The 20,598-nt window shown below is 38.7% G+C and carries 17 protein-coding genes and 2 pseudogenes; 3 read left to right on the top strand and 16 right to left on the bottom strand.

Features of this window, described 5'->3' with window-relative positions; translation table 11 throughout:
* Nucleotide 1: 1 nt before the first annotated feature.
* From DNJ75_RS07170 to cmk, 3 genes and pseudogenes are all read right to left on the bottom strand, one after another.
* The gene (locus tag DNJ75_RS07170; RefSeq protein WP_117002737.1) at nt 2-574 is read right to left on the bottom strand and encodes a YqiA/YcfP family alpha/beta fold hydrolase; all 573 of its coding nucleotides are present in this window, start codon (nt 572-574) and stop codon (nt 2-4) included.
* Nucleotides 575-589: 15 nt separating this feature from the next.
* Nucleotides 590-1,525: pseudogene (locus tag DNJ75_RS15775) on the bottom strand (AGE family epimerase/isomerase); the annotation flags it as partial.
* Nucleotides 1,526-1,615: 90 nt separating this feature from the next.
* Nucleotides 1,616-2,284 (bottom strand): annotated as a pseudogene (gene cmk / locus DNJ75_RS15770) ((d)CMP kinase); the annotation flags it as partial.
* 151 nt (nt 2,285-2,435) lie between these two features.
* Between cmk and DNJ75_RS07160 the strand changes: the two are divergent.
* Nucleotides 2,436-2,852 carry a nucleotidyltransferase substrate binding protein gene (locus tag DNJ75_RS07160; RefSeq protein ID WP_224742278.1) on the top strand — a complete coding sequence of 139 codons (417 nt, stop codon included), beginning with the start codon at nt 2,436-2,438 and terminating at the stop codon, nt 2,850-2,852.
* Between the two features lie 4 nt (nt 2,853-2,856).
* The gene (locus DNJ75_RS07155) at nt 2,857-3,159 is read left to right on the top strand and encodes a nucleotidyltransferase family protein (RefSeq protein WP_117002733.1); all 303 of its coding nucleotides are present in this window, start codon (nt 2,857-2,859) and stop codon (nt 3,157-3,159) included.
* On the opposite strand, the gene serC is transcribed toward DNJ75_RS07155, so the two are convergent.
* Nucleotides 3,149-4,198 carry a 3-phosphoserine/phosphohydroxythreonine transaminase gene (gene serC, locus DNJ75_RS07150; protein ID WP_117002731.1) on the bottom strand — a complete coding sequence of 350 codons (1,050 nt, stop codon included), beginning with the start codon at nt 4,196-4,198 and terminating at the stop codon, nt 3,149-3,151. The two genes, DNJ75_RS07155 and serC, sit on opposite strands and share 11 nt — an antisense overlap.
* Before the next feature lie 147 nt (nt 4,199-4,345).
* Between serC and DNJ75_RS07145 the strand changes: the two genes are divergently transcribed.
* Complete coding sequence (locus DNJ75_RS07145; protein WP_117002729.1) at nt 4,346-4,984, top strand: outer membrane beta-barrel protein; 639 nt, start codon at nt 4,346-4,348, stop codon at nt 4,982-4,984.
* Nucleotides 4,985-5,067: 83 nt separating this feature from the next.
* Here the strand turns inward: DNJ75_RS07145 and rpsJ are convergent, their stop codons facing one another.
* The 12 genes from rpsJ to DNJ75_RS07085 all read right to left on the bottom strand — a co-directional run bounded on the left by rpsJ (nt 5,068) and on the right by DNJ75_RS07085 (nt 20,467).
* Nucleotides 5,068-5,391, bottom strand: a complete 324-nt coding sequence (gene rpsJ, locus DNJ75_RS07140) for a 30S ribosomal protein S10 (protein WP_225630079.1) — start codon at nt 5,389-5,391, stop codon at nt 5,068-5,070.
* A gap of 18 nt (nt 5,392-5,409) precedes the next feature.
* The gene (gene fusA / locus DNJ75_RS07135) at nt 5,410-7,506 is read right to left on the bottom strand and encodes an elongation factor G (RefSeq protein WP_117002727.1); all 2,097 of its coding nucleotides are present in this window, start codon (nt 7,504-7,506) and stop codon (nt 5,410-5,412) included.
* 15 nt (nt 7,507-7,521) lie between these two features.
* Nucleotides 7,522-7,995 (bottom strand): 30S ribosomal protein S7, encoded by a 474-nt coding sequence (gene rpsG / locus DNJ75_RS07130; protein WP_117002725.1) that lies wholly within the window; start codon nt 7,993-7,995, stop codon nt 7,522-7,524.
* A gap of 29 nt (nt 7,996-8,024) precedes the next feature.
* Entirely contained in the window at nt 8,025-8,399 is a 375-nt protein-coding gene (gene rpsL, locus DNJ75_RS07125; RefSeq protein ID WP_117002722.1) for a 30S ribosomal protein S12, read from the bottom strand.
* Between the two features lie 268 nt (nt 8,400-8,667).
* A complete protein-coding gene (locus DNJ75_RS07120; protein ID WP_117002720.1) occupies nt 8,668-9,960 on the bottom strand; it encodes an adenylosuccinate synthase in 1,293 nt (430 codons plus the stop codon).
* A gap of 133 nt (nt 9,961-10,093) precedes the next feature.
* Nucleotides 10,094-11,293 carry a hypothetical protein gene (locus DNJ75_RS07115; protein ID WP_117002718.1) on the bottom strand — a complete coding sequence of 400 codons (1,200 nt, stop codon included), beginning with the start codon at nt 11,291-11,293 and terminating at the stop codon, nt 10,094-10,096.
* 49 nt (nt 11,294-11,342) lie between these two features.
* The gene (locus DNJ75_RS07110) at nt 11,343-13,826 is read right to left on the bottom strand and encodes a hypothetical protein (RefSeq protein ID WP_117002716.1); all 2,484 of its coding nucleotides are present in this window, start codon (nt 13,824-13,826) and stop codon (nt 11,343-11,345) included.
* Nucleotides 13,827-13,848: 22 nt separating this feature from the next.
* On the bottom strand, nt 13,849-16,152 hold the full coding sequence (locus DNJ75_RS07105; protein ID WP_117002714.1) for a hypothetical protein: 2,304 nt from the start codon (nt 16,150-16,152) through the stop codon (nt 13,849-13,851).
* Between the two features lie 90 nt (nt 16,153-16,242).
* Entirely contained in the window at nt 16,243-17,118 is an 876-nt protein-coding gene (locus DNJ75_RS07100) for a LuxR C-terminal-related transcriptional regulator (protein ID WP_117002712.1), read from the bottom strand.
* A gap of 56 nt (nt 17,119-17,174) precedes the next feature.
* Nucleotides 17,175-18,206: a type VI secretion system protein IglI family protein gene (locus DNJ75_RS07095; protein WP_117002710.1), complete on the bottom strand. Its 1,032-nt coding sequence runs from the start codon at nt 18,204-18,206 to the stop codon at nt 17,175-17,177.
* A 16-nt stretch (nt 18,207-18,222) separates the two neighbouring features.
* Nucleotides 18,223-18,663, bottom strand: coding sequence for a hypothetical protein (locus DNJ75_RS07090; RefSeq protein WP_117002708.1), 441 nt, complete (start codon nt 18,661-18,663; stop codon nt 18,223-18,225).
* 13 nt (nt 18,664-18,676) lie between these two features.
* Nucleotides 18,677-20,467: a PAAR-like protein gene (locus DNJ75_RS07085; protein ID WP_117002706.1), complete on the bottom strand. Its 1,791-nt coding sequence runs from the start codon at nt 20,465-20,467 to the stop codon at nt 18,677-18,679.
* Nucleotides 20,468-20,598 lie beyond the last annotated feature (131 nt).

Raw genomic sequence — 20,598 nt, 5'->3', positions numbered from 1 at the left:
TTTATGAATCACACACCGTTGAATGAACTGTAAGAAACTGACGGATTACATCAAAGCTTACCTCTATATCACTATAGGCGTGCCCTTGACCAGATTTAAGATCGATCTGTGCACCGTTAAAGACTGCTAGCGCCAAATTTATCGGTGTCGTTTGATCATCTTCTTGTAACAATAACAGATAGTCTGATAATGAGGTCAACGTTTTTGGCATTGCATTAAATAATGCCATCGCTTCATCATGCATATGGTTATATGCAGGCATTTGTGCGATTAAATCTAAGCGTGCCGCTGGATTAATCAAAATCACCTTAGCAACATCATCACGCGTTTGCTTCAATAAGTGCGCCATATACCCGCCCAACGAACTACCAATAATCACTTTATTATCAGTCTTTGCGTCATCTAGAAGCTTATGAGTGAGATCAAGTGCGGCTTTTGTTTGCATTGGTAACTCAGGCGCATCGATCGATGCTTCTGGAAATTGATCACTTAGCCATGCTTTAAGCTTTTGTGCTTTGGGCGAGTTAGGTGAGCCTTGAAAGCCATGTAAGTAGAGAAAATAATTATTTGTCATCCATCCACCCTCTTTTTATCGCAACATATACTGCCAACAGTTAATCAAATGATAGCCTGTTGTTGATTTAACATCATCAAAGCCTACCGCACCTTCGCTATCAACATATTCAATCGGTAAATCATGCTTAAGAAATACCGTTGAGAAAATACTCAAGGCATTGTCTAAGTGCTCATAGCTTGCCGTCATTGCCAAATAACGCATATACTCCAACATTGGCCAAATGCGATATTGCATATCTTTTACATCATGGCTTAGATTCGGCTTAATAAATCCACAATCATTTATGCCAACTTTAGTCGCCGCTTGATATAAGCCAATATGATCACTCATTATATCAACATCAACGCCCAACGCTTGTGCCTCAACAATCAAACTACTCCATTCAAAACTATGTCCTGGTTCAAATAGTGCGCTTTTATCTTCTCTAGAATATTCGCGCATCAAGCTTCTTTCATGGTCAAAAAATAGTGCAATAATCTTCTGATATAACGCTTCAGCTTGGGTTTTAAAAATTGGATTTTGAGTGTGGCGGTAGGCGCCTAAATACGCTTCAAAGAGATGCATTAATGCATTTTGTCCAATGACACCATGTTGATCTTTAAGTGCTTTAAAATCATCTGCAATAAACTTTTGCGTGATTAGCTCATTAACATGCTCGATGTCCTCGCTAATCACGTGCTCTTTAAACGTGCCATATAGCACTGACAAGGTAAACAAGACAAAAGCATACTCATACAGATCATTGCCATCTTTTGAGCTTTGCGTTTTAATCCAAGCTTTGCTCTGCTCATCGAAATATTGCGATTTCATCACTTGATATAATTTATAGGCATATGCGTTGGCTGCTTGCGTATTTGTTAATCCAGCATAGGTCAATAGAAAGAATAAACTACGTGTTTGACATAATAAGCGTGTATTAGCTTGATCTATTTTTTGTGGGGCATTTAAAAACTCAGGCGCATACCCCAACTGATCAATCGCTTTTATTAATAGCTGATAATAGGCATCAATAGCAACTGTCATCTGTTTATTATTTCTTAGTTTAACTGCCGCATAAACCTTAGCAAAAACTCCATCAATATCCAACGAGCTCGTATCAATAATCAATGCATCTTCAGCAGGTCTCAATGGCGCCACTTCACGATTGCGATCCTGATGATCACGTGCTTCAAGTTGCGTTAATATCTCTGTAAAGTCGGCTTTTTGACCTTTAGCGATAAGCTCATCATAGCGCCTTTGGGCGCGAATTTGACTGCCCGCTTCTAAGAAGAATTTGTGTCTTGCGTTGGGAAAAACCACCGTCCCCATATCGCGACCATCGGCAACGAGACCTTTAACACCTTGAGCAAAAGCCTGCTGACAAGCCAGTAATGCATCGCGCACTATTGAGATCTTGGCAATTTTAGACGCCATCATCCCCGTTTGCTCTTGACGGATGCGCGTGGTGACATCCATGCCATCTAAAAACGCTTTTGTTTGATTGCCCTCAATGGCAAAGTGAATATTCAATTGGCTCAGTTCATCATACAGCAATTGCTCATGACTTATATCAATTACATGATCAAGCACATAAAGCGCTGCCAAGCGGTAAATCGCACCACTATCTAACAGCGCATAATCAAGCTTTTGCGCTAATAGGCGTGATAACGTCCCTTTGCCAACGCCACTTGGGCCATCAATGGTAATAATTTCAACTTTATTTGACATCTAAAATAAATCCTAAACACTATATACCGCCCGCAAAATGATTTACGAACGGTATACACACAAGTCTTTGCCCAATTCTACTATCTATTGTTTCAGAAACCAATCTATAATACCCCTTATGCGCACTTTCAACTTAACTAGGAATATAATAATGACAGATATTCGCTGGCTGCAACGCTTTGGCAACTATCAAAAAGCACTCTCGCAATTACAAAGTGCCGTCACGCTAGCACATCAAAGACCTTTGTCATTACTTGAAAAGCAAGGTCTTATTCAAGCCTTTGAATACACCCATGAACTTGCGTGGAAAACATTAAAAGACTTTCTTAAACATCGCGGCAGTACCGAAGATATTTTCGGATCAAAAGATGCGACAAGACAAGCATTTACCAATGGTTTAATTGACAATGGTGATGTTTGGATGCAAATGATTAAAAGTCGCAATTTAACCTCTCACACTTATGATGAAAGCACGGTCGAAGGAATTACCACATTGATCTTAAACGAATATATCAGCTGCTTTACTGAGCTTGCTGAAACATTAAAAAACGTGGCAGCAAAAGAGTAGCAATATGCCCTACGGATTGACGGATAAAACGCTTGCTGCGATTACCCTCGCGATAAGTCAGCAGCCAAAAATCACAAAAGCTATTTTGTATGGCTCACGTGCCAAGGGAAACTATCATACTGGTTCTGATATTGATTTGACACTTATCGGCGATGATCTAACAGTGAAGGATTTATTCCAACTTGAAGAAGCTATTGATGCGCTTTACTTGCCTTATTTGTTTGATCTATCAATTTACACACAATTAACCAACCCTGAACTTCAGTCACATATTGATCGCCATGGTATTACGCTATTTACGCGTTAAGCGTTTCAAACTCACGCATCACTGAAACAAGCTGCTCTACCGCTTTAAATTCAATTGCATTATATAAGCTGACACGCACACCACCGACACTGCGATGCCCTGCAATACCATAAACACCTTGGCTATCGGCAAAGTTTAGAAATTTAGCCGTTAATTCATCGCTTGGTAGTTGAAATACAATATTCATCGGTGAGCGATTATGCAGCGACACCTTGTTGCTAAATAGTTTTGATTGATCAATTGCTTCATAAAGTAGGGCAGCTTTACGAGCATTCTTCTCAGCAACAACATCTAACCCGCCTTGTTTGATCAAATCAGCAAGTACCAGCTCCATTGCTGCCCACGCAAACATATCCGGCGTATTATACAAAGAATCCGCCTGCTGCATTGCCTGATAGCTTAACACAGCCGGAATCGCCTTTTGCTTGATATTTTCAATCAATGCTTTTTTAATCAAAACAACCGTCACCCCTGGCAAGCCAATGTTTTTCTGGGCTCCAGCATAAATTAGATCAAACTTGGTCACATCGATGGGCTTTGATAAAAAACTTGAAGACATATCACAAACCAACGGCAGATTAGTCTCAGGAATCTTTTGCCATATCACGCCATCAATGGTCTCATTTTCTGTGTAATAAATATAATCATAGTCATCTACAATATGATCAATGACATTATCTACACCCTCAATCGTATCGACTTCAATAAACTTTTTTGCCTCTTTAATTGCTGCAGCTGCCCAGTAACCACTATTGATATATAGCGCCCTGCCATTTTGCTTAAGGTTTATTGGAACAGCGGCAAACTGTGCACTAGCTCCTGCTGGCATGAGCAGTATTTCATAACTCTCAGGCAACGCTAAAAGAGTACGCAAATGCTGCTTAATCTTGTTATTTATCTCAGCAAACAATTGATCGCGATGTGAAAAGGACAACAGTGACAAACCGGTATTATGGTAATTTAAAACCATTTGGCTCAACGCTTGATAAATAGACTCTGGTAAACTCGCGGGGCCCGCGCAAAAATTAAGTTGATACATTTTATGTGAATTGGTGCATTAAAATTGCTGAAAATTATATACTAGCCACAACCCATTTTGCAGTGTTTATTGAAGCATCTTTCTATTCCACTTACCAACCATTAAAGGTTATACTCACCTTTAGTAATTCACCAAAGGAGAGTATCTATGAAAAAAATATTAAGCTTCACGGCATTATGCCTATTATCAACATCCGTTTTTGCTCAGAGCGCCCAAACAGGTCTTGTTATTGGTGCATCAGCAGGCGCTGCTTCGACTGCAAGCTATGATTCAAGTGGCATTACCAGCAATACCACCAAAACAGAAGGCGGACCAATAAGCAGTGTCATGATCGGTTATGACCTTGCTTTGAACCAACATATTAGCGTAGGCTTGGAATCTGGCTTTGGTTATGGCTATGATCTAGCGTCACTCAAAGCCGACGGTTCAGACAAATCAATGCTCAATCAATGGTATATCCCGCTTCTTGTCGCTGGGAAATATACATTTACTAATGGCGTTAATGTTTTTGTTAAGGGTGGTGCGACGTACGTCCACCAAGATATCACCAATATGGGCGCCTATTTCGCACCTAATGTTGACAGGAGTAACTCTGACTTTCTACCAACCATTGTTGCAGGTGCTGGTTATAAATTCCAAAATGGAATTAATATTGGTGGACAGTTTAGTTATTTATTTGGATCCACCGCAAAAATTCGTGCCGGTGACTCGCTCCATAATAGCGATGTTAAAGTGATGGCAAGCGCGAGCTTAAGCGCCTATATCAGCTATACATTACCAATGTAATTGCTCAGCCCCAGATATAAAAAAAGCGACACTAGGTCGCTTTTAAGAATTGCCACTCTTTTCAAGCGGCTTAGATAATAGTCTTAGCTTAAGCTAATTTGCACATCAACACCAGCAGCAAGATCAAGCTTCATTAAAGCATCAACTGTTTTTTCAGTTGGCTCAACGATATCGATCAAACGCTTATGCGTTCTGATCTCATATTGATCACGCGCATCTTTGTTAACGTGTGGAGAAATCAATACAGTGAAGCGCTCTTTGCGTACCGGTAAAGGAATAGGACCTTTTACTTGTGCGCCAGTTCTTTTCGCTGTCTCAACGATCTCTTTTGTTGAAAGATCTATTAATTTATGGTCAAACGCTTTCAAGCGGATGCGAATGCGTTGGTTACTAATATTTGTTGCCATTTTATTCAAACCTTCTAATTATGAGTTACGCTTTTTAATGATGTCTTCTGCAATGTTGTTTGGTACTTCTGCATACTTCTCAAACTCCATAGAGAATGAAGCACGTCCTTGAGAAATTGAACGTACGTTAGTTGCATAACCAAACATTTCTGCCAATGGCACCAATGCATTCACTACTTTACCACTTGGGTTTTCATCCATACCAGAGATCATGCCACGACGACGGTTTAAGTCACCAATAACATCACCCATGTACTCTTCAGGCGTAACTACTTCAACCTTCATCAAAGGCTCAAGGATCACAGGAGATGCTTTTTGCGCACCTGACTTAACCGCCATAGAACCTGCGATTTTAAACGCCATCTCAGATGAATCGACATCATGGTAAGAACCATCATAAAGTGTCGCTTTAACGTCGATCATTGGGTAGCCAGCGATTACACCATTTTGCAATTGCTCTTCAATACCCTTACCAACTGCGTTGATATATTCTCTAGGAACAACACCACCGACAACTTCATCAACGAACTCAAAGCCTTTGCCCATTTCTTGCGGCTCAAGCTTAACCCACACATGACCATATTGACCACGACCACCTGATTGACGTACGAATTTACCTTCCGCATCAACCGTTTGTTTGATCGTCTCACGATAAGCTACTTGTGGATTACCAACGTTAGCTTCTACTTTAAACTCACGCTTCATACGATCAACAATAATCTCTAAGTGAAGCTCACCCATACCAGAGATGATCGTTTGACCTGATTCTTCATCCGTTTGTACGCGGAATGACGGATCTTCTGCCGCTAAACGACCCAATGCCAATGACATCTTTTCTTGGTCTGCTTTAGATTTTGGCTCAACCGCAACTGAGATAACTGGCTCTGGGAAGTCCATACGCTCAAGTGTGATAATTTGCTTTTCATCACATAAAGTGTCACCGGTTGTGACTTGCTTTAAGCCGATACATGCAGCGATATCGCCTGCACGAACTTCTTTTAGCTCTTCACGCTTGTTAGCATGCATCTGCACGATACGACCGATACGCTCTTTTTTCTCTTTAACTGGGTTATAAACTGCATCACCTGATTTTAATACACCAGAGTAAACACGGATAAACGTCAAGTTACCAATAAATGGATCTGCTGCCAATTTAAATGCTAATGCTGAGAAAGGCTCATCATCAGACGATTTACGTGAAGCTTCTGTGCCATCTTCTAATTCACCACGAATCGCTGGGACTTCATCAGGCGCTGGCAAATAACGCACAACACCATCAAGAACCGCTTGCACCCCTTTGTTCTTGAACGCAGAACCACAGAATGCCAATACGATTTCGTTGTTGATCACACGCTGACGTAAGGCTGCATGAATCTCATCATCGGTTAACTCTTCACCTTCAAGGTACTTATTCATCAACTCTTCATTCGCTTCAGCCGCTGCTTCAACCATTTCTTGACGAAGCTCTTCAGCGTGGTCGCGAAGCTCAGCTGGAATTTCTTCTAAGCTGTAAGTCAAACCTTTATCTTCTTCATTCCACATGATTGCTTTCATGCGTACAAGATCGATAACGCCTTTGAATTCTTCTTCAGCGCCGATATTAAGCTGCATAGGAACAACGGTCGCTTTTAAACGTGTTTTAATCTGCCCTAATACACGCTCAAAATTAGCACCCGCTCTATCCATTTTGTTAACAAAAACGATACGAGGTACGTGATATTTATTTGCTTGACGCCATACAGTTTCTGATTGTGGTTCAACACCTGACGAGCCACAGAATACAACCACAGCACCATCAAGTACACGCAAAGAACGCTCTACTTCAATGGTGAAGTCAACGTGTCCTGGAGTATCGATGATGTTAATGCGATGCTTGTCAAACTGTTGATCCATGCCTTGCCAAAAAACGGTGGTCGCAGCAGACGTGATCGTGATGCCACGCTCTTGCTCTTGCTCCATCCAGTCCATTGTTGCGGCACCATCATGCACCTCACCAATTTTGTGAGAAACACCTGTATAGAACAACACACGCTCAGTTGTTGTTGTCTTGCCCGCATCTACGTGGGCACAAATTCCAATATTTCTATATTTTCTAAGTTCAGTCGCACGTGACATGAGTTCTCTCCAATCTTACCAACGGAAATGAGCAAAGGCTTTGTTCGCTTCTGCCATTTTGTGTGTATCTTCACGCTTCTTAACAGCAGAACCACGTCCTTCTACAGCTTCCATTAACTCAGCTGCAACACGATATGCCATGCTTTTTTCTTTACGCTTACGTGAAGCATCAATGATCCAACGCATTGCCATGGTCATTTGACGCTCTGGACGAACTTCAACAGGAACTTGGTAAGTTGCACCACCGACACGGCGTGACTTAACTTCAACCATAGGAGCAACAGCTTCTAAAGCTTTTTCAAAAACTTCAGTCGCTTTTTCGCCTGATTTTTTAGTTTCGATTTGGTCAAAAGCACCATAGACGATTCTCTCGGCTACAGACTTTTTACCTGATAACATGATGTGATTGATAAATTTTGCAACGATCTCGCTTTTAAACTTCGGATCTGGCAACACTTCGCGCTTTGGTGCTCGATTTCTTCTAGACATTTTATATTTCCTTTAAATACAAATTAAACTTATGCTTTAGGACGCTTAGTACCGTACTTAGAGCGTGCCTGCTTACGGTCTTTAACACCTGAAGTATCAAGCGCACCGCGAACTGTGTGATAACGCACACCTGGTAAGTCTTTTACACGACCACCGCGAATCAAAATAACGCTATGCTCTTGTAGGTTGTGACCTTCACCACCAATATAAGTCGTTACTTCAAAACCGCTTGTTAATCTCACACGCGCTACTTTTCTTAACGCTGAGTTTGGTTTCTTAGGGGTTGTTGTATAAACACGCGTACATACACCACGTCTTTGCGGACATGCTTTCAACGCTGGCACGTTTGTTTTTACAACCTTTTTTTTGCGCGGATTGCGCACCAACTGGTTAATAGTTGCCATTATTTACTCCGTAGTTTTTTAAACATCTAATCTTTGCATAAATATAAAAAGACGCGGCATTATATACAAAAGCCATGCTGTTTTGCAAGAAATGGATTTAGGTTTTTAATTCAATACGTCAATACGTCCACACTTACCCTTCGACTTACGCTCAGGGGACGGCTAACGTTGGCTGAGCGTAAGTCGAAGCCTTCATAAGTTTATTATCTGTATATTCACCCTGTGACTTACACTCAGGGCACAACAGCAAATAGCAATCGCAAAGGATCTAGAAAATATTCTTTACAATCACATTCTGATTGCGCTCAGGACCCGTTGAAATAATATCAATCGGCACATTTAAAGTTTGCTCAACAAAGCGCACATAATCGCGCGCCGCTTGAGGCAATTTGTTATAGTCTGTTTGCTTAAACGTCTCTTCAGACCAGCCTTTTAATGTTTTATAAATCGGCTTGCAACGCAGATAGTCGGCATTATCATACGGCGGATAGGAAACCTCTTTACCATCTAATTCATATGCCACACAAACCTTTATCTCTGTTAAGCCATCTAATACATCAAGCTTTGTCAAACAAATAGATGTAATACTATTGATTTCAATCGCACGACGCAGTGCCACTAAGTCCAACCAACCCGTGCGGCGCTTGCGCCCTGTTACTGTACCAAACTCACAGCCTTTGACACCCAAGTGCTCACCAATTTCATCAAACAACTCGGTGGGATAAGCGCCACTGCCTACACGCGTAGAATAGGCTTTTGTGATACCAATAACCGCATCGATGTAACATGGACCAAAGCCCGCTCCTGAGGCTACCGTACCCGAGATCGTATTTGATGAGGTTACAAAGGGGTAAGTACCATGATCGATATCAAGCAAGGTGCCTTGAGCGCCTTCAAAGATAATTTTGCCTTTATTGACACGAATAGCATTTAATTCCGCAGATACATCGGTAATCATTGGCAAAATCGTTTTTGCATAATGTAATAATGATGCATAGGTTTCTTCTAAATCAAAATGGACATCTACTTTGTAATAGTTTTGCAAAGTAAAATTATGTAGATCTAATAGATTCGTAAGTTTTGCTTTTAACTTCTCAGGATGCGCCAAATCGCCAATACGAATGGCACGACGCGCAATCTTATCTTCATACGCTGGACCTATGCCACGTTTTGTTGTGCCGATCTTGTGCTCGCCTAATGCCGCTTCACGCGCTTCATCCAAGGCAACATGCACAGGCAACACCAAAGGACATGCTTCACTGATACGTAAACGCTCAAACACCGGCACATTGCGCGCCAACAGTTCATCCATCTCAGCATGTAAAGCCTCTAATGACACCACGACACCATTACCAATAAAGCTCTTAACACCTTCGTGTAAAATACCTGATGGAATAAGACGAAGCTTAGTTACCTCGCCATTGATCACCAAGGTGTGACCAGCATTATGCCCACCTTGAAAACGTACCACGGCATCGGCTTTATCTGTCAAAAAGTCCACGACTTTACCCTTACCTTCATCACCCCACTGGCTACCTAAGATAACAATGTTATGGTTCACTGAAATTCCTCACTTTGCTAATTACAGTAGCATGTTAAAGATTTTTGTTCAGCTTGACAAACAAAATGCTTGAGTTTTATATATCTTGTTTAAAATTGCTAGGGTAATTATTGACCTAGATGCTTTTTGCTTTTCATACTTCAATTGAGATCATGTCTGATAATGCCTTGCCAGTCCAGTAAGACTCTACTCTAACCCATCTTGAGTAGTTTGTGTCATAGTGCCACACAGCCACAATTTGTCGTGGCGCTATACGACGTGCGACATTTATTTCTTTAAGTTCAGGGCAATTACTCAAGTAAAAAGCCATATTTCTATACTCAAGAATAATTTCTAATACAACACCATCTTTCCCTGCATAATTCTTAGCTATTGTTATATCGGTCGTTGTAGACATTCCCATTGAATAAGATGCTCCAAACCGTCCAAAAAACAAGCTCAAATACCCCATTCTATCATGATGAAAAAGATTATAAGGGTTAAAGCTTTCCCCTTTTCTATACTTTTCATCATTGTGCCACAGCCCCCCTTGCTCTGTGATCTTTTCCAATATACTCTTTGAATCCATACCTCGATAAACTCGAGTTGGCTTGATAACACGATCTTCTTCCGCACTCTCTAGCCATTTTCTATGATTAGCAGCCAAGGCCTCTATCGTTTCATACTGTCCATGATACTTACTATCTGGGTTATTAATAACTTTTAACTCACCATAATCTTTAAAATCGACCTCTGATATAACTGAATCTGAGCGTACATGTTGTTTATTACTATGATCAAAAACAAGCTCAACCTTAGAACTCATTGAAGCCAAAGGTACATGCTTATTTTTTACAAATTTAGGGTAATTCGATGTAAAGAAATCAACAACACTTTGCCTATGCTCCAATCCAGAAATACCTCTATTATTTCTCTGCATCATCAGCCTTTGTATGTATCTTGACATTTTACTTACATTCATGCCTTTAATATCAACAATCAAAAATAAAGCCTCTTGAACGGTTATCGAATGCATGCGATACAGACTGGTTATACTATTAATAAACAATCTAATAAACGACTTTTCCTTTTCTGTAATCTGTTTAAATACCGTGCCAAACTTACAATAAACAATCTGTTCATACATACTCACAAAACATTCACAGCCAAACTTTCTCTTCTCTTGCCGTTTTTGTTTTCTACTGGGTCCAAAGCCCAAGGAAAACGAGTTATGAATATATAGCACCTGCTTTTTTTCATCAGATCTAAGATGTCTATCATAATATTTTGAGTAATTAACTTTCAATGACATTTCTAAGGTTCGATAATCGCTAGAAACAATAACTCCTTGCATAGCACTCCAAAATTTATTCAGTTACCGCGTGAAAAATATACGTCAGAGATCAACACAGTGTATTCAAGCTTGCCAGATAATCAGTCGTTGTATCACGATTATGCTTGTCTAGTGTTTTCCTTATCTTAGAAATAACCTCTCTATCATTAGACGCTTCATCCAGATCCACATAATCAGCATGGTAATCACTATCAGCATATCGTGATAATTTTTCCATAAATTGACCAATATATTGATAATCTTCATTAATTGAAACTTGTACCTCATCGCTATTATTATGGAAAAACTCACGCACTTTGGCTATGGTAATATCTTCCCCTTGATTAGCAAATTGCTTACGCACTTTAGTCTGAAAAGCAATTTCTTGCGATATCCGCCCATAACGATTTAGTCCTCTTTCAAATGACTTAGCGATCTCATACCCCTGGTTAGTTGATGATAATAGCTTATCGCCATCATTACGGATAAGCCCAACATCCTCACCCAAAACAAGCATTCTCTTTGAAGCATCCTCCATCAGCTTTTTTATCCGTGTATCCAACTCAGAAAAGCAACTCTCTATTTTCTTGAGATTTAGATTTTGATCAGAGCCAATATTTATTGCTTTAGCAAAAATCCTATCACCATACTCTTGAATAATTAACAGCATAAAGTTTAACAATGGAACCTGCAACAGCAATTCAATTTGTTTCGTTATCACAATCAAGTAATTAGCTAAAAGCTCTAGATGTAACCGTCCATCACTGGTAATAATGTTAGAACCGAAGCGAAATGAAACTTCTGAGTCTGAATATATTTTTTTCTTCTGCTTAGCATCTAAAAATTTATTTAAAACATTCGCCATCAACACATCAAAGTTTGCACCTTTTTTAAAATGGGTTGTATTATTTGGCGTGTAGTTATAAATATATGCTTTTAGATCTGTTTCTATTTGATTGACCGCATCTTTTACTATGACATCTGTTTCATTATAAAGCTTCAATAGCTTTTTGAGCCTGTCCTCTAAACTTTCACCTCCTTCGTTATCTGCAACGGGTTTTAACAAAGTTGACAAGGATGAGAACTTCGTTCTAATCTTCTCTTCATGTGTCTCTTTAAGCCAGTAGAACCTAGAGAAATACCTTGACAAATTCTCTTTGACCAGATTTAGCTCTTTTAGATCGTTTGAAATAGTCTTGTTGAGTTCATTCTTCGATTCAGTAATTTGCTTTTCTACAGCCTGAGATCCAACATCATTATTATTAGTACGGTCAATTTTTGAAATCGCATATTTAATAGTAATTGTTTTTTCTTTTACGTAGGATTCAGTATCATGCAAGATATCCCAATTTATATTCTCTCTATTTGGGTAAACCTGATTGTATACACGCTCAATTGCATAAGCCACATATTCATTTTTCTCTGTGAAAATTTTTTGAAGCTTCTTCTTTGACACATTAGCATTACCCCTTGATATCTGGGTATGTTTACTGGGAGCATAATTATCCACTATATTCAGAGCTTCTAGTTGTTGGCTTGCTTGACCATCTGAAAAAAAGGTTGAAGCCTCCTTTAAAAAGGCTGTATTGTCAACTTTAGTCGCCCCTCCTTTAGACATTCCATCATATAAATATAATAATTTTCGGTAAGGTGATATACCATCATCAAAGTTATCTACTTGATCCTCTGTGTTGTTTACAGCATATAAATATAACAAGTCTTCATTTCTTACAATTGATTTAAGATCAGTAAGTTTGGCCTTTACCCTATCGACTTTATCAGCAGAAGTTTTATAGGTTGAAACATGGCACATTTGATCAAATTGATTAATAAATTTGTCCGCTAAAAATGTACTTGAGAGTGTAAAGCTCTCTGCCAGTCTTGCCACTGACGTAACCACATTTTTGGCTGCTTCAAACTTTGAATAATAGCTACGCGTTAGAAGGTGAGTGTTTAACTTAGCAAATACTCTAACCCCTTTATCATATAGCTCAACAAACGCCTTATAACAGTCACCTTTACCTCCCCCAAGAGGTGACGTTCCGGTAACATTACTCCTAACTGTTAGACGCTTCCATAGTTTCAGTCGGTTGAGAAAGCTTAAAAGCGTATTATAGTCAAAATTCTTACTTGCAAGATCCATCATCCATCCATAATTCTCCATAGCCACCCACATCCGCTGTGGTGCAGCGCCTTTAACGTAGTTATTAGCGCGCTTAGCAACGATACGTAGATAGCGCTCCAATGGCTCCGCTAGATATACACAGTATTTACAATAAACACTTGATGATACCGGTGTTTGCGCTGCCAAATAACGCCCAGACACGGAGTACATATTTTTTTTATTAAAAACATCATTAACCAGATCAATTTTTAGTTTTCTCCACCATAAATAGCCTGTTTGTTTAGGGTCACTAATCTCAAAGCCAGCCGTAATCGGCACGGTTGACTCTGAGTCACGCCCACGATAACAATCCAAGATAGGTAAGAAGTCTTTCTCATTAATAGTTAAACCTTGTGACCTATTCAGCCCCGAACTAATTGACGACAACATGTTTTTTCTCCAAAAAGTTAAATTATTTTCTAGCAAGCTGTTGTTGTTTCAGTAAATCTAATTTTTCTTTAAATTGATTTATTGAGTCACGCTCGCTCTTAAAGAATGACTGCTGAAAATTCTGTGAATTAATGTCATCCTGATAACCCATGCCATTAATTGCCACTTCCTCCTCGTGTGCTAATACCGTTCGTATACTTCCTATTGCTGCTTTTGCATCTGCTGCCATCTCCGAACTGCTTAAAATTTTAAGCAGCCCTCCTTTTGTTAACTTCCCAGATACCAACTCATAATAATTGACAATACCTTGCTTAATATGATCAAGCACCATCGTATTATCGAGGTTTAGGTTGCTCATTGCTGAAAGTGCTTTGTTTTGCTCATTAGTAATACCGAGGGTAGTTTGCAAGCCGTGAACCTCTCCTCCTGCAGCGGAATTAGATAAAATAGCTGCACGAATTGAGCTCATAGTAACACCTGTTTGTTCATAAAGTCCAAGCTGTATCATAACTTCCTTATTACGTGTTTTGAGCTCTACAATCAACTTCTTAGACATATCGGTAATCGACTGAAGCTCACTTTTAAAGGCACCTCGTTGAATGCCTCTTAGATCTTTTGACTCATAACCATCAGAAATTCGTGTCATCAATTGTGTCGCCGTTTGCAATTCTGCTGTTGCTCTTTTAATAATGTCAATACATTGCTTACCAATTAGTGAAATAGTACTATCACCAAACTCTTGGGCATAATCTCGATAAAAGCGAATTAACGCAGTATAAAGACCAAAACGAACATAGCTAAAAATAAGCTCATACGCCTTATCATGCAATTTATTCCTCTCTGCATGCTCCTGAAATGATTTACGCACACTTCCCGTACGAGATCCCCCATTAATCCTTTTACCATGATCTAATTTTAACCGATCTGCATTATTCACATCAGGAACCAGCTTCTTCCAATCTGTCTGTAACTCGCTCGATTCTCCAATCACGCATTTCTTAATAATTGCATAATAGACATCTCGATGAGCCATATTTGTAATTGCTACTGTTTGTAATGATTGAATAATGCTATGTGCACGTGCTATTGCATATTTATAACCAACCTGACTTTCATCACTATAGTTTGCACCGCTTTGCATTGCCACATGCGGCAATACCCAAGTTAGCTGTTCAATAAGCTGCTTAACAGCAAGCGAATCAGATCTTTCCGATAGGATATTCTCATCAATTTTAATCCCCCTCACATTTTGATTAGCTGTAATTGCTTCAGTCCTTTTGGATTTACACCTTGAACCTCTAATATTAGTAGGTATATAGCGTAAATTAGCTTCAATTACTGGTAGACTTTGTTTGATTTCATCTCGAATAATATCAGGTGAAGATAGAAACTTATAGATTCCCTCCAATGCAGCTTCATTCATAAATAAGCTTTCATCAAGCTTAGACACCAAAGATCGAGTGCAATAATATGTACATAGGCTTTGCACCTGATAATAAGCAACTGCGAATAGATTCTGAAATAACTGCTTTACAACACCTTGTAGCAAATGTTTCGCCTCACCATCTACGAAAGTATCTTCATAAACGAGCTTATGCCAAAGTATTACCCTTTTGCAAAAAACACTGAATGCATAGTGATCTAAATTCCACTCAGAAAGCTTCGTTATAAAATCAATATTCTCATTTAACAACCATAAATAATCTTTCTGTGAAAAGAGATTGGTCTTATCTGCTTGCTTTGGATATTTTCCAATTTGATCACTCTCATGACCTGAGTAATACTTGGAAAAGATCTGCATTAACTCAATAGCACAAGCTGAAAAATTACTTTCATGACCAACATTTTGATACATAAACACACTCTGCCTTTGCAGGATTTGCTCTAAGTTTCGCCGTGTCATATAGCTATTTAAACGAATTTTTAACGTTCCAATTAAAGGAGCCGTTTTATATGTATCGCTTGGATCAAAATACATTTGAGGGTTAGGTAAGACGTCTGCTTTTTGATAGAGTTCAAAGATAAGTTCCATACCTTGTTTTTGACTCACTTCTCTTTTCTTCAAGCCACCATTTTTTAAGCCTGCCCAGTAATATTTTTTATCTGACACTCCTGTTCTTGAAACATCTTGCACTAAATCTTGGTGCAGCTTATTAACTGAATTATTTTGACTTGGCGACACATCAGGAGATAAGGACTCTAGCACAACTTTAGTTGCCGCATTAGTTACCGCACGCTGAGCACCTTGTTGAACACTAGTCTGAATGCTATCACTAAGGTTTGAAAGCGTTGAACTTCCTGAAATTAAAGAACTAAATAACCCCATAACTTGTTATCCTTTTATTGCTTTCCTTCTTCTAAAGTAGCAAATTTTCAGCCTCAGTTTATGGGGGAGGTCTACCTATTTTGTTGTTTTTTAATACATTTTCTTTAGCAAAATATGCTCTTTAACTTTAGACTTGTAAAACATTTGCAAGAAAACATCTAGCTGTTGACGGTTATCAAATCTAAATTTATACCTAATTGCATCAACGGATTTTTCAACGGTTTTAAGTGAACGATTTAATGTATTCGCAATCTGGCTTGCACTCATGCCAAGCGCAATTAGTTTGATATAATCGATGTTTTTGTTTGTTAGGCAATACTCTTCTTTAAGTTCATCATAAGGAGAAAATGTACTACTTAAATCATAGTATCTATGCTCTTTGGACATTTTTTCTGTTGAAAAATAATGTACTCTTTGATGTTTAAAATTACCTTCCCTAAACTGACGATAGAAATATAAAACAGTATCAAATAGTTGATTAAATAGTTCCTGATAACGATACTTGCCATCGTTAACTCCAAGCAAAAAGCAATGACAATCTTTACAAACACCAAGATCATACTCAATGACAATTGGTAAGAAACCATTCTCACGATGAATAATCCGCTCATAAGCTATTTTATTTTCTTGACAAAAACTCTCTAAACGATTGTAAATGGGTTCAACACTATTGATCGAATAAACTTTATCTTCTTTCCATAATTGCTTTAGCACGTACGAACGAACAATCTTTAAATCTGACGATAGCATAAATATCGAAAAGTCTGACCATACACGCAAAAAAGTATAGTTTCTGACATTTAACTCTGGTGCAGTCATATTTATAATTCGCTTGATAGGCTCAGTATTAGCGATTGAAACACTACGCAACTTTGCATATTCTTTGGTATTGATAATCAATTTAATGATATCGTTATTTAAAATCAACGTGTTACACTCTTGTTGCTCCTCAATATCAATTATCATAGCATATAATCACTTATTCACTCATTGGTCGTCTTGAACAAATCAATATTTAGAGTTTAAAAATCATTTAAATCATCAAAGTCATGATCAACATCTTCAGCTGAAGCCAGATTATAACTCTCGGATGTTTGCTGATTTTTCTGAGTATCTTGCATTTTATTATTGTTAGTAAGTATGGTTTTAGAATTTACTTTCCCTGCCGTGAGTAACAGCTCTGGCGCCATTTGATATTGCTGAGATAAAAGCATCCATTCAACGGTGTTTTGCTGCTCCTGAGTGAAGTTCAATATTTGTGCAAGCGTTTCCACATTAAGTATTTGATAAAGTGCTAAGAAGGCCTCAGGGAAATACTCTCTAGGATCAAAATGCTGTAGTATATGACTAACATCTGCATAAACCACTGCTGCAGCAAAGTGATTTTTCTTTTCAATCAGCTCTGTGAGTAACTTAATTTTTTGTTTGAGTATTTGCCACTTTTGACTGCCGTGACCCATCGCATCACTACTTAAATGATTTAAGGATGAACTTTGATTAATATCTCGTTGCTCAATATCATTATGTTGTACATCAACTGCCAAGTTCTCCTCTTTCAGCTTAATCTTATTAATTTTACGCAATAAGATTGAGCAGTCCTCTTCAAAGTTTAATTGTGTTTCAGCAAAGCATGTTTTCAACATTTCCATGAAATGACTAAACGCATTGGATAATGCTTCTTGATCCATCTTTGTAATTGCGATAGAGCTTGCTTTTTGCAGCATTTCATCGATCGTCTGAAAACTCCATTTATAGACACCTTTAAATAACTTCATATAGTTTTCTTGAGGAGAAACCATCGCTAATTGATCAACAAAAAACACTGTAAAGTCATCAAGTACAATAGATACCTCAGCAATATCAATAGTTCTTAATTTACTCACTAGCCAGTAAAAAATAACACGTATATCTAAAATTTGCTCTTCTTTCAGCACCTCAAATGCTGAGGTTAAAAGACGCTGATAATCTAGTGACTCAATATGTGCTTGTAAGTCAGAAAGTTCTGCCAAACCAAGTCGTCCTTGGATAAAATCTATCTCTTGTATATTGTTCATGTTTATTTTTTCTCCTTTAATCTTGAGTTACTTGATTTGCCATCTGACGAATTCTTGAAGCTTTCATGGTGATGTTACTCGAAACCTGTGCCTCAATGTTAGATCCATCAATCGTAAATGAACTACCACCAATATTAATTTCTAGTTCGCCATCCTTGAAAGTGAGCTTACTGCTACCTATCTGAATAGTTAATGAATCAAGCTCCATTGTCATATCACTACCACTTAAAAAAATCTTCCCCTCTTGGTCCATGCTCATCGTCGCAACAGCGCTTCCTGAAGGTTTTACTTCACTAATAATTTGCTCTGTTGCCGTATGTTTGATATTTGCCGCTGAGCTTGTAATCATCTCCTCTGACAAATCAAGCACTTGCGACACTGAAGCCGCGGAAGAGCTTAATGACAAACTAATATTATCGATCTTTTGAGCGATGGATGAATTGTTATCTCCTGACATAACGACCTCTTAGCTATAAATGGATTTTAACGGTTTCTTGATTCGGATTTTCCACCGTTACATCGACATTACATAATACACACTTCAATGTACTACTACTGGTAACAACATCCTGACCATCAGCATCTATATTGCTAGAAGCATTTTCAAATGGCATAAAGCTCATCATACAAAACGTTGGCAGAATACCTTGAGTTGCCGAAATATAAGGGTTTGAACTATTATTGCAACACTGACTAGGAATAAAATTAACAAATGCAGCATTATCCATTTGTGTGACCATTGTTTTACCCGGCCCATAATTAATACCTGTTGGCGGTTTGTTAATAATAAAAGGCTGCAATGAGGATGGGCATTTTAAGGTTGCTCCTGCTGCAACACCAAGTTCCGCTTGAGCTGGTAGCTCTTGATAGACGCCTAGCGCATATTCAACACATGCTAATGCGATAGCTAATGGCGCAATACTTGGCCAGGGAATGCTTGGAAGTGCGATAAGATTTGGAATTAAACTTTCTAACATTCCCAATAAATCGGGTAACTGAGGTAAAGATGGAATGGTTGGTAAGTTAATGTTTGGCAATGACAAATCAGGTAAGTTCAATGAAAATGGAAAAGGAAAATTCACAGCCGACATACCAAATCCGGACCAGGTCGGCAATAGTGATGATAATTGATTTACCAAGGAGTTAATTTCATTTAGAAGTGCACCCTGGCAATCTTTAACCGAATTTAAGATTTGTAATAAGCTAGCAATAATCTGATTAAGTAGATCAGACAATCCACTAAAGTCAGGCAAACTTGGAAAGCTCACATTAGGAAGCGATGGTAAATCAAGATTAATTGCGGGCATTACAATATTGGGAATTTGTGGCAATGATAATGAGATATCAGGAAAAGGAATATTAAATGCCATTATTGGTAGATCACAAAGTGATTGATCAATACCACCGATTATAAAAGCCAGACTCATGAGTGAAGATAAGTCAGCACCACTTGGGATGTCTGGCATTTTATCCGTTATTTGTGCGCTAAGTTCACTTGTACCAAAACCTGAACTTAAGGTAGCAAGTTTCTGATTCATATCATCTAATTGCCCTGAAACATTAGGCGCTGTTGGCATCTCAGCCAAGGCCTCACCTAGTAATGCATCGGTATCTGGTATTTGTGGTCCATTACTGATATTTGCCAACGGCAAAAGCTGGGCATTGAAGCCAGAAAATGCATTCTCAAGATCTGAACCTGAGGAAGAAATAACATTATGGTAATCAGGCAATACCAAGCCGTTGCTAAAGTTAGCAAGATTGGCTTGATTAAACTGCAATGGCTGAAATCCACCCTCAAGTTGAGAAACTGCATTTTGATAGGTTTGATCTACCAAGCCATCGTAGGGATTGGCTAAATTTACTTGCGTATAATTCTCAGGATTAAGCGTACTTAATTGTTGATTTAAATTTGCTTGTTGCATAGCAAGCGTCTGCTTTGTTTGCGCTTCTAATGCATCATAACTATATTGTGATTGTAATGCGCTTAAAGTGGTGTTTAAGCCCATCAATTGCGTATAGGTAGATGAATATTCTCCCTCTATATCGGCCAAGCTCATTCCGTTGACCATTAAGCTATTGATATTAACCGGCATGACAGAATCTATCTGTGGTAGACCTTCATTCAAGCTGGCTAAATCAGGTAATGATATAGCAGGTGGTGCTAAAACTCCATCTAGACTTATTTGAGATAAGTCTGCTGCCATTTGATCAAATGGTGAGCTTGTTGGCATAGCAGGAAATGGCATAGATATCGCAGGCATCTCATTATTCTACCCCAAAGTGTCAATACAGTTTTTTAAAAATTCTTATTCCTATACATGTCATGCAACCTGCAATGTTTTTTGCGCCTGACTTTTAAAGTCAATAGCACCTTCTTTGTACACGTTCATTG

The organism is Cysteiniphilum litorale (genome assembly GCF_003428165.1).
Lineage (GTDB): Bacteria > Pseudomonadota > Gammaproteobacteria > Francisellales > Francisellaceae > Caedibacter > Caedibacter litoralis.
Note: the sequence above shows the minus strand (reverse complement) of the source record. Positions and strands in the feature narration are given on the sequence as shown.